Raw genomic sequence first — 206 nt, 5'->3', positions numbered from 1 at the left:
TAGCTGCCGCGGCTTGGCGCACCCAGTTGATCACACTATTATGGTTGATGCCGGTCACGCGCTCGATGGCTCGAAATCCCATACCGTTGAGGGACATGGTGACACACAAGGCTTTGACCTCTTGACTATATCCCTGTTGAGGATTGTCTCGGAACTGGCGGCGGCAGTCTCGGCACAGGTAGCTTTGTTTGCCGTTGCGATGCCCA

General features: G+C 55.8%; 1 pseudogene. It reads right to left on the bottom strand.

The window, feature by feature from the left end:
* Window positions 1-206 (bottom strand): annotated as a pseudogene (locus JUJ53_RS25335) (IS1 family transposase); the annotation flags it as partial.

Origin of the sequence: Leptolyngbya sp. CCY15150, from assembly GCF_016888135.1 — a bacterium.
Taxonomy (GTDB): domain Bacteria; phylum Cyanobacteriota; class Cyanobacteriia; order RECH01; family RECH01; genus RECH01.
Note: the sequence above shows the minus strand (reverse complement) of the source record. Positions and strands in the feature narration are given on the sequence as shown.